Raw genomic sequence first — 10,336 nt, 5'->3', positions numbered from 1 at the left:
ACGGCGTACGGCGAGCGACCTCGCACTGCGCCCTTGGGGCAGGGCCGTGGGGTCCGGTCCCCCCGGAAAATCAGCGCGATACCGTTGTCGGGTGGACAACAGGGAAGCAATCGGGTCGTGGCTGTCAGGACCGCGCGCCGCGGCGGAGGAGATGGGCGCCGACTACGGCCACCGCGGCAAGCGGCTCGGCCTCCCCGAGGACGGCCCCGGAGCCATCGCGCCGGTCGGGCGCCGGGTCGGCGCCCTTTTCATCGACTGGGCACTCTCGGCCCTCATCGCCTTCGGGCTGCTGGCGGGGCGCCACCTGGAGGGCACCAACAACTGGGCGCTCGTCGTGTTCCTCGTCATGAGCCTGCTGACCGTCGGCACGGTCGGCTCGACGCCGGGCAAGCGGCTGCTGCGGCTGCGCGTCGTCTCGCTGGACGGGCTGGGCAAGCTGCCGGTGTGGCGCGCGGCCGTACGTACGGTGCTGTTGGGGCTCGCCATTCCCGCGCTCGTCTGGGACCGCGACAATCGCGGACTGCACGACCGGCTCTCGGGCTCCGTGCAGATCCGGACCTGAGGGCGACGCGCGGCAGGGTGGGCCCCGGGAGTCCCGGGAGCCCACCCTGTTCTGTGCGGCGTCAGCGGCCCTGCGGGCCCTTGGGGAGCTTCATACCCTTGGGCATCGGCCCCTTCGGGATCGGCATATTGCTCATGAGGTCGCCGAGCGCGCGGAGCCGGTCGTTGATCTGAGTGACCTCGGCGCCCTGCAGCGTACGAGGCAGCTTCATGATCTTGACGCGCAGCTTCTTCAGCTCCACCTGGCCCTCGTCGGAGCCGACGACCAGGGTGTGCACCGGTACGTCGCCGACGACGCGGTTCATCTTCTTCTTCTCGGACGCCAGCAGCCCGCGCAGCCGGTTGGGGTTGCCCTCGCCGACGAGCACGATGCCCGCCTTGCCGACCGCGCGGTGGACGACGTCCTGGCTACGGTTCATCGCCACGGCCGGAGTGACCTGCCAGCCGCGCCCGATGTTCTCCAGCACGGCGGCCGCCGCCCCCGGCTGGCCCTCCATCTGTCCGAACGCGGCCCGCTCCGCGCGGCGCCCGAAGACGATCGCGCACGCCAGCAGGGCCAGCAGTACGCCCAGAATCCCCACGTAGACGGGGTGACCGATCAGAAAGCCGATCGCGAGGAGTACACCGAAGGTGACAAGCCCCACGCCGGCCAGGATCCAACCGATCTTCCGGTCCACGCGCCGGGTCATCTTGTACGTCTGAGCGATCTGCTTGAGCCGCCCAGGGTTCTCGGTGTTGTCCTTCCTCGCCATGCGGTGAAGTTTACGTGGGAGGGCGGGGGCACTGCCGCGCGGCCGGGGGAACGTGGGTCGCCCCAGGAAGGCAGCAGCACGGGGAAGGGCGGGGACGCTGGTGAGCGGGCAGGTGGGGGCCCTTCCGTGGAAGGGCCCCGGTCGTTCAGCCTCGGGACGTCAGCAGTGTGCGGCGGTCCGCTGCCGCGTTCAGCACGGTTTCCGCCTCATGGCGGGCGCGGGCGCGGCGGCGGTCCTCGAGGACCGCCGTCCACGCGTTGCGCCGGGCGACCCGCTGGCCGTTCCCGAAGAAAAGATGTTCCAGACCTTCCAGTGCCCACAGGGTGGTTCGCACTGTCGTCCCCTCCGTCGGTGATGCGTCTGAACCGGACGCTCATCCGCACAGCCGGACGGCTGTGCGTGCGCGGTGTGTGGTTTCAGCGTTACGCATTGGTGTTACCAGGCGATGACCGGAGGGTCAAAGCCGGCGAAAGCCTGTGCGGCGAAGCTCACTCTCCGCCGCCCGCGCCGCCCGGCGGGCACCGGGCGGCGGGCACCGGGCGGCGCCGGGCCTCAGCGGTCACGCAAGTCTCAGGCAAACCCCAGGCAACCTCAGGCCGCGACAGGCAGCAGCTCGCAACGGGCCTCGGTCCAGCCGTAGGTGTCAGGCTGCGGAGGTCGTGCCCGTCCGGCGGGCTTCGACGGCCTGCTGGTAGAGGCGGCCGGCGCGGTAGGAGGAGCGGACGAGCGGGCCCGACATGACGCCCGCGTAGCCGATCTCGTCGGCCTCCTGCTTGAGCTCGACGAACTCCTGGGGCTTCACCCAGCGCTCCACGGGGTGGTGGCGGGGGGTGGGGCGCAGGTACTGGGTGATGGTGATCAGCTCGGCACCGGCCTCGTGCAGGTCGCGCAGCGCCTCGCTGACCTCCTCGCGGGTCTCGCCCAGGCCCAGGATCAGGTTGGACTTGACGACGAGGCCGGCCTCGCGGGCGCGCGTGAGGACCTCCAGGGACCGCTCGTAGCGGAAGCCGGGGCGGATGCGCTTGAAGATGCGCGGCACCGTCTCCACGTTGTGCGCCAGCACCTCGGGGCGGGAGGAGAAGACCTCCGCGAGCTGGTCGGGCTCGGCATTGAAGTCGGGGATCAGCAGTTCGACACCGGTGTCGGGCATCAGGCCGTGGATCTGGCGCACGGTCTCCGCGTAGAGCCAGGCACCGCCGTCCTCGAGGTCGTCGCGGGCCACGCCGGTGATCGTCGCGTAGCGGAGCTCCATCGTGCGGACCGATTCGGCCACCCGGCGCGGCTCGTCGCGGTCGAGCTCGGCGGGCTTGCCGGTGTCGATCTGGCAGAAGTCACAGCGGCGGGTGCACTGCTCGCCGCCGATCAGGAAGGTCGCCTCGCGGTCCTCCCAGCACTCGAAGATGTTGGGGCAGCCCGCCTCCTGGCAGACCGTGTGCAGCCCCTCGCTCTTGACCAGGTTCTGGAGGGCGTTGTACTCGGGGCCCATTTTCGCCCGGGTCTTGATCCACTCGGGCTTGCGCTCGATGGGGGTCTGGCTGTTGCGGACCTCCAGGCGGAGCATCTTGCGACCGTCGGGTGCGACAGCGGACACGTCCGGCTCCCTACGTACTTTCGATTCAGCGGCGGCTATCAGCCTACGCCTGCGGTTTCTGGCTTTCGTACGGGCCGGAGCCCGGGAAACATCCTGACCCCGGAGGACCCCGGAGGACCCCGGGGCCCGGCCCGTGGCCGTCGTCAGACCGCGCGGGGCAGTGGGGTCGAGGACTCCAGGACCTCGCGCAGGTGTTTCTCCATGAGAGGAAGCACCTCGGAGACCGGAACATTCCTGCCGAGTTCCTGCGAGACGGAGGTGACGCCCGCGTCGCGGATACCGCAGGGGACGATCCGGTCGAAACCGGTCGTGTCCGGGTTGCAGTTCAGCGAGAAGCCGTGCATGGTCACGCCCTTGGCGACCCGGATGCCGATTTGTGCCAGCTTACGGTCCTCGCCGCGCTGGCCCGCGTTGGAGGGCGCGTACTCCGGGCCCATCAGGCGCGGGTCGTAGTCCTCCTGGTTCATCCGGGGGTCGAGATCCAGCGCCAGGCCGCCGGTGGCGCCCTGCCCGGCGGGGGCCGGCTTCTCGACGGCGTCGCCGAGCACCCACACGCCGCTGCGGCCCTCCACCCGCGTCGTCTCCAGGCCGAGCTCGGCACAGGCACGGATCATGGCCTCTTCGAGGCGGCGGACATGGGCGACGACGTCGACGGGGCGCGGCAGTTTCAGGATCGGGTAGCCGACGAGCTGCCCCGGGCCGTGCCAGGTGATCTTGCCCCCGCGGTCGACGTCCACCACCGGGGTGCCGTCAAGCGGGCGTTCGCTGTCCTCGGTGCGCCGCCCGGCCGTGTAGACCGGGAGGTGCTCCAGCATCAGACAGGTGTCGGGAATCTCGTCGGCGAAGCGTGCGGCGTGCACCCGCTTCTGCTCCTGCCAGGCGTCCAGGTAGTCGACGGCGCTGTCGCCGAATCCCAGGTGGACGAAGCGGAGTTCGCCCTCCACAGGACCGTCCGCCGGACCCTCCAGCCGGGGTTCTCCCATGCCTTCTCTCCTTCGTAAGCCCGCGTGAGCCCGCTTCGCACGCCCTCAGTGGCAGGCTGCTCGGCGCTCGCGCCCCCCGCCACTGTACGGCCGTCACGCACCGTCGCCGCAGGTGGCCGCCCCCTCACACGTATGGATGAATGCACGACGAAGGGGGCGAACGATGTACGAGGGACCGTTACATTCGCGCCGTTCCAGCAGGGCGCCCCGGCGTCTGACACAAGCCGTGAGGGCAGGAGACCGTAGACCTGATGACGATGGAACGACCTGGGGAGTCCGTGAACGACGCGGCCCAGCCATCCCAGCAGCGAATCCCCAACCGCCAGCTCGCCGCCCTGATCGCCGAGGCGGGCTTCTCGAACGCGGGCCTGGCCAGGCGCGTGGATCAGCTCGGCCTCGAACACGGTCTTGACCTGCGCTACGACAAGACGTCGGTGACCCGGTGGCTGCGCGGCCAGCAGCCCAGGGGCACCACTCCGGCGCTGATCGCCGAGGTCTTCACCCGGCGCCTCGGCCGGCGGCTGACGGCGCAGGATCTGGGGCTCGACGCCTGCGCGCCGGTGTACGCGGGGCTGGAGTTCGCGGCGACGCCCGCCGAGGCGGTGGACATCGTCAGCGGTCTGTGGCGCAAGGACTCCGGCAGCCACGCGGAGCTGCGGAAGATCGCGTTCACTCCGGCGGGGCTGGTGGTGCCGAGCCGGGACTGGCTGATCGGCCGGGCTGACGAGCGGGTGGCGCGCGGCCCCGAACCGGACGGCTCGGGCGGCCACGCGGGCCCTGGCGGCCCGGGTGGCGGGCACGGCAGCGGCGGACACGGGAGCGGTGGACACGGCGGCGGGCCGACCGGCTCGGGGGCGGGACCGGCAGGCGCTCCCGGGGCGGGGCCAGGACAGCCCGGCACCGGGGTGGGCGCGGCCCGCGGACAGAGTCTCGGCGCTCATGGCCCTGGAGCCGGCCACGGCCACGGGCACGGCCATGGGCCCGGGGGTGCCACCGGCCATCCCGGTGCGGGCGGCCCCGGCGGTGCGGGCCACGGCACCGGACTGCGGGTCCCGGCGCAGTCCCGGCTCGGCGGTGGGGCCGGAGGGCCGAGTCGGCCGCCGTCGCTGGCCGCACGGCTGGACCGGGTCGAGCGCGGCCCCGGCCAGCGGGTCTCCGGCGGCGATGTGGCCGCCCTGCGCTCGGTGTGCGAGCTGTTCCGCGCGCTGGACAACGCCTACGGCGGCGGGCACGCGCGGCAGGCCCTGGTGCGGTATCTGGAGCACGAGGCCGAGCCGATGCTGCGCGGCGTCTACGGGGAGCAGCTCGGCAGGCGGCTGTTCTCGGCCGCGGCCGATCTGACCCGGCTGGCGGGCTGGACCTCCTACGACATCGCCGCGCACGGCCTGGCCCAGCGCTACTTCGTCCAGGCGCTACGGCTCACCCAGGCCGCGGGTGACCGCGCGTTCGGCGCCTACGTGCTGGTGACGATGAGCAGGCAGGCCGTCTATCTGGGGCATGGGCGCGAGGCGGTGCAGCTGGCCAGGGTCGCGCAGCAGGGCGTGGGCACCTCCGTGCCACCGGTGGTCCAGGCGCTGCTGCACGCGGCTGAGGCGCGCGGTCACGGGGTGCTGGGCGAGGTGCGGGCCTGCACGGCGTCGCTGGCCCGCGCCGAGCGGGCGCTGGAGGCCGCCCGGCCCAGCGAGGATGTGCCCGCCTGGGCTCGGTTCTTCGACGAGGCGCAGCTGGCCGACGAGTTCGGGCACTGCCACCGCGACCTTCAGCAGTACCGTGCCGCCGCACAGCACGCCGAGCGCTCGCTCCAGCTGCGCGGCGCCGGGTTCGCCCGCAGCCGGCTGTTCTGCCGGGTGGTGCTGGCCACCGCCCGGCTGGGGCTGGGCGAGATCGATCATGCTTGCACGCTGGGTGCCGAGGCGGCGCACCAGGCGGCGGAGATGCGGTCCGTACGTGCTCATGAGTACGTACGGGATTTCGAGCGGCGGCTGGAGCCGTATCGGGACGCGGCGGCCGTTCGGCAGTACCGGGAGAAGGTCTCGGCGCTGGTGTGAGGCGACTGTGCCGGGGAGGGGCTGCCCCTGTTCGGCGGTTGCGGACTGCGGGTGGGGGTGATTGCTCGCGCCCACCCGGCGGAGCCGCAGATCAGCACAGCCCCGCTCCCCTTCCGGGGCGCGGCTCAGATGGGGCGGCAGGGGATCTCCAGGGTGACCATCGTGGGGCCGCCCGGCGGGCTGCTGAGGGCCAGAACGCCGTCGAACGGCCCCAACCGGCGCTCGATGCCGGCGATCCCCGACCCCTTGGAGATGTCGGCGCCGCCCCGGCCGTCGTCGGTGACGGATATCCGCAGCATGCCGCCCGTGTCGTAGGTGTAGTGGATGTCCAGCCAGATGCGATCGGCCCCGGAGTGCTTGGCCGCGTTGGTGAGGACCTCGCTGACCGCGAAATAGGCGGCCGACTCGACGGGCTCGGCGAACCGGCCGGGAAGTTCGACGTCGGCCTCGACGGGTGTCTGCATTCGCAGGGCGAGGGCTTGGGCCGCATCGCCCAGGCCGCGTTCGGCGAGCACCGGGGGGTGGATGCCGCGTACCAGGTCCCGTAGTTCGGTGAGCGCCTCGGCCGAGGACTCCCGGGCCTGGGCGATGAGCTGCTTGGCCTTGGCGGGGTCGTGCTCGATCAGGGCCTCCACGGTGCCGAGGCTCATTCCCATGGCGACCAGCCGCGCCTGGGCGCCGTCGTGCAGGTCACGTTCGATGCGGCGCAGTTCGGCTGCCGAGGTGTCCACGGCGTCGTGCCGCGTCTCGTAGAGGTGCTCGACGCGCTGGGCGAGCCGCGCGCCACGGGTGGGGGCCAGCAGGGCGCGGGCGAGCTGGAAGTGGGCGCTGATCAGACGGGGGTTGGCGTAGAGGCCGAGCAGCAGCACGAAGCTGCCGAGCGCCGCGCACTGTACCGCGTCGCCGAAGGTGTCCACGTGGATGAAGCCGTACCAGTAGTCGCCCGCGACGGCGCGCCACACACCGGCGAACATCACCCAGCCCTCCACGGCGTAGGCGATCAGCGCGACCGGCAGCAGGGCGAGGACGAAGCCGAAGATCGCGTCGCTGATCAGCCAGGCGAAGTCCCGCCAGGTCGCGGGGTCCTTGAGCATCAGGACGCACCACTCGACATGTCCGGTCACTCCGCGCGGTCCGGGCGGCAGCGGCCGGTAGGGGGCTCCCATGGGCAGGCCCGCCCACTCGCCGGCCAGCGCGCGGCGCTGGTTGGCGTGCACCCGTACGACGTGCAGCAGCCACGGGGTGGTCAGCACGCCGACGCCGAGCAGCATCAGCACCATCGAGAGCAGCGTCATCAGGAACAGGGCCAGGGAGACGCCGAGGGAGAGGACCATCAGCACGAGGCCGCGTCCGGCTGCCAGGAGCGCGGCCGCCGGGCTCCCCGGCCGGCGCCGCTGCCGGGCCAGGGCCGGCCGCTGTACGCCGTCGGTCCACCGCTCCGCCGCTTCCCCTGTCCCGGCTGTCCTCGTCCCGCTCACCGCTCGTCCTCCCTCACTGCCTGCTCCCCCCGCCACACCGCTCCCGCCCGCATGTCTGGCGCCACCTCGTCCTCCGATGCCCGCCCTGGTGCCGTTTCGGGGGCACCGTGCCAGTCTGCGCCCGCTGCCGGGGCCCGCGCACTCGTCCGGGCTGCCGTCCCACGGGTAGACCTAGCACCACCCCCAGGCTCTCCATTTCCCTCCCCGGCACGGGGGTTCGCGCCTCCTCGGTACGGGTGCTCGGCGGCTGTGGCCGCGGCCCCGCCGTTTCTAGCGTCGTCTCTGCCCGGCACGGCAGGCCCGGCGGCCGAAAGCGGCACACCGCGCACATCGCGCACACCGCGCACACCGACGAAACGCGGCACACCGACGAAACGGGGAGAGCCCGATGCACAGACCACCCGCACCTTCCGTCCCGCACGGCGGAGAGGAAGCGTCAGCACTTCCCGGGAGCCCCGGGGGTCTTCCCGGGAGCCCCCCGGGTCGGGGCCGCACGCCCCGGCAGGGGCTGGCCGCCAGGCTCGGCGGCTGGAGCACCCGGCACCGCAAGACGGCGGTCTTCGGCTGGCTGTTGTTCGTCGTGCTGGCCACGGTCCTCGGCGGGATGGCCGGGCTGACGGAACCCGCCGACAGCGAGCAGTCCGTACGGGACTCGGCACGGGCCACCGCCATCCTGGAGGATGCCTCGATCGACGAGCCCCCGGCCGAGTCGGTGATGGTCACCAGCGCCGGCAAGGGCGGCTGGCGGGCGAGCGCCGAGGAGGTCACCCGGGCCGTGGAGAAGACCGGCCGGGTCAAGAACGTCCAGAAGCCGCTGCCCTCCCGGGACAACCGCGCGGGGCTGATCGGTTTCGAGATGCGGGGCGACCCCGACTCGACGGACGAGAAGCCGATCGACGAGGTGATCGAAGCAGTCGGCGAGGTCCGTGAGGCGCACAGCGGCGACGGGATCGAGATCCACCAGTACGGCGAAGCCAGCGCCAAGAAGTGGCTGAACCAGATACTCGGTGACGACTTCGCCAAGGCCGAGTGGACGGCCGTTCCGCTGGCGCTGGGCATCCTCCTGGTCGCGTTCGGTGCGCTGGTGGCCGCGCTGCTGCCGGTGGCGCTCGCGCTGACCGCCTTCCTCGCCGCGAACGGCATCCTCGCGCTGACGTCCGGCCTGCTGCACATCGACGAGACGACCAACTCGGTGATGCTGCTGATGGGGCTCGCCGTCGGAGTCGACTACTGCCTGTTCTACCTGCGGCGGGAGCGGGACGAGCGGGCCGCGGGACGGGACGCGGAGACGGCTTTGCGGATCGCCGCGGCCACCAGCGGCCGTGCGGTGCTGGTGTCGGGTGTGACGGTGATGGTGGCGATGGCGGGCATGTTCCTGTCGGGGCTGCTGCTGTTCAAGGGCTTCGCCGTCGCCACCATCCTGGTCGTCTTCATCGCGATGCTCGGCTCGGTGACGATTCTGCCCGCGCTGCTCTCCTGGCTGGGCGACCGCGTGGACAAGGGCAGGGTTCCCTTCCTCGGAGGCCGCAGGCGGGACCGCTCCGCCGGGCGGCGCAAGCCGGCCGGTCGGATCTCCGGGGCGCTGCTGCGCCCGGTGCTGGCAGCGCCCGGGCTGTTCGCCGCTGTCGCCGCCGTGGCGATGCTGGCGCTGGCCGCGCCCGCGCTCGGGATGAAGACCGAACAGCTCCCCCTCGACAAGCAGATGCCCAAGGGCGCCGAACTGCGGGTGAACGCCGAGAAGATCAGCGAGACCTTCCCCGGCGGTCCGGCACCGGCCCGCGTCGTCCTCAAGGCCGACGACATCCGTTCGGACGAGGCCCGCGCCGCGCTCGCGGACTTCGACAAGACGGTCCGCCAGGACGCCGAGCACTTCGGCCGGGGCGTGCAGACCGCCGTGCACGCCGAGAAGAACGTCGCCGTCATCGATGTCCCGCTGGCCGGCAACGGCACCGACGACACCTCCCTCGCCGCACTGGACACCCTGCGCAACACGGTCGTGCCGGACACGCTGGCACCGGCCGCGGCCGACGGGCAGGTCTATGTCGCCGGGGAGCTCGCGGGCTCACAGGACTTCAACGACCAGCTCAAGGAGGGGATCGTGCCGGTGCTCGTCTTCATCACGGTCGTCACCTTCCTGCTGATGCTCGTCTGCTTCCGCTCGGCGCCCATCGCGCTCGCCTCGATCGTCCTCAACCTGCTGTCGGTCGGCGCCGCCTACGGTGTGATGACGGCGGTCTTCCAGCACGGCTGGGGCGCCTCGCTGTTCGGCACGGAAGCGGTCGGGGCCATCGAGTCGTGGATGCCGCTGTTCGTCCTGGTCGTCCTGTTCGGGCTGTCGATGGACTACCACGTCTTCGTCGTCTCGCGGATACGGGAGGCCAAGGACCGGGGCATGAGCACCCGGGAAGCCATCCGTGACGGTATCCGGGCCACCGCCTCGGCCGTGACCGGTGCCGCGCTCATCATGGTGGCCGTCTTCGCAGTCTTCGCGACGCTGTCCATGCAGGACATGAAGCAGATGGGGGTCGGTCTGTCGGTGGCTGTCTTCCTGGACGCGACAGTGGTGCGGATGGTGCTGCTGCCCGCCGTGATGATGCTGCTGGGCGAGCGGAACTGGTATCTGCCGCGGTGGCTGCGGTGGCTGCCGCGGATGGAGCACGGGGAGGCGGCGCCGGCTGGTGCGGGGCACTCCGTGCCGGGGCCGGGCGATTGGGGCGCGGGGCCTTACGGGCAGCCGCCGCAGGTGGACGACCGGTCCCCGGAGAGGGTCAGGTAACCCCCAAGGACCTCCCCCGGCCGGACCGCCGCCCCTCCCCGTCAGCGTCCCGCCCCGTCAACGTCCCGCCCCGTCAGCGTCGCGGAAGCGCGTCGCTGACGGGGCGGGCGTCGCAGACGGGGCGGGCGTCGCAGACGGGGCGGGCGT

The 10,336-nt window shown here is 72.1% G+C and carries 8 protein-coding genes; 3 read left to right on the top strand and 5 right to left on the bottom strand.

The features are described 5' to 3' along the window. The first annotated feature begins 91 nt into the window (after positions 1-91). A complete protein-coding gene (locus tag JW592_RS04215; RefSeq protein ID WP_209263460.1) occupies positions 92-562 on the top strand; it encodes an RDD family protein in 471 nt (156 codons plus the stop codon). A 61-nt stretch (positions 563-623) separates the two neighbouring features. Here the strand turns inward: JW592_RS04215 and JW592_RS04210 are convergent, their stop codons facing one another. From JW592_RS04210 to lipB, 4 genes are all read right to left on the bottom strand, one after another. Continuing rightward, entirely contained in the window at positions 624-1,313 is a 690-nt protein-coding gene (locus JW592_RS04210; RefSeq protein ID WP_209263459.1) for a DUF4191 domain-containing protein, read from the bottom strand. Between the two features lie 145 nt (positions 1,314-1,458). Continuing rightward, positions 1,459-1,647: a hypothetical protein gene (locus JW592_RS04205; protein WP_209263458.1), complete on the bottom strand. Its 189-nt coding sequence runs from the start codon at positions 1,645-1,647 to the stop codon at positions 1,459-1,461. Positions 1,648-1,956: 309 nt separating this feature from the next. Continuing rightward, a complete protein-coding gene (gene lipA, locus JW592_RS04200) occupies positions 1,957-2,904 on the bottom strand; it encodes a lipoyl synthase (RefSeq protein WP_209263457.1) in 948 nt (315 codons plus the stop codon). A gap of 143 nt (positions 2,905-3,047) precedes the next feature. After that, positions 3,048-3,887 (bottom strand): lipoyl(octanoyl) transferase LipB, encoded by an 840-nt coding sequence (gene lipB, locus JW592_RS04195; protein WP_209263456.1) that lies wholly within the window; start codon positions 3,885-3,887, stop codon positions 3,048-3,050. A gap of 251 nt (positions 3,888-4,138) precedes the next feature. Here lipB and JW592_RS32475 point away from each other — a divergent pair, with 251 nt between their 5' ends. After that, positions 4,139-5,935, top strand: a complete 1,797-nt coding sequence (locus JW592_RS32475) for an NsdA family TPR-like regulatory protein (RefSeq protein ID WP_229375107.1) — start codon at positions 4,139-4,141, stop codon at positions 5,933-5,935. 125 nt (positions 5,936-6,060) lie between these two features. Here the strand turns inward: JW592_RS32475 and JW592_RS04185 are convergent, their stop codons facing one another. Next, positions 6,061-7,269: a sensor histidine kinase gene (locus JW592_RS04185; RefSeq protein WP_209263508.1), complete on the bottom strand. Its 1,209-nt coding sequence runs from the start codon at positions 7,267-7,269 to the stop codon at positions 6,061-6,063. Positions 7,270-7,801: 532 nt separating this feature from the next. Here JW592_RS04185 and JW592_RS04180 point away from each other — a divergent pair. Then, positions 7,802-10,189 (top strand): MMPL family transporter, encoded by a 2,388-nt coding sequence (locus JW592_RS04180; protein ID WP_209263455.1) that lies wholly within the window; start codon positions 7,802-7,804, stop codon positions 10,187-10,189. Positions 10,190-10,336: the final 147 nt, after the last annotated feature.

This window comes from Streptomyces spirodelae (assembly GCF_017676385.1).
GTDB lineage: Bacteria > Actinomycetota > Actinomycetes > Streptomycetales > Streptomycetaceae > Streptomyces > Streptomyces spirodelae.
This window is presented reverse-complemented; position numbering and strand designations above follow the sequence as displayed.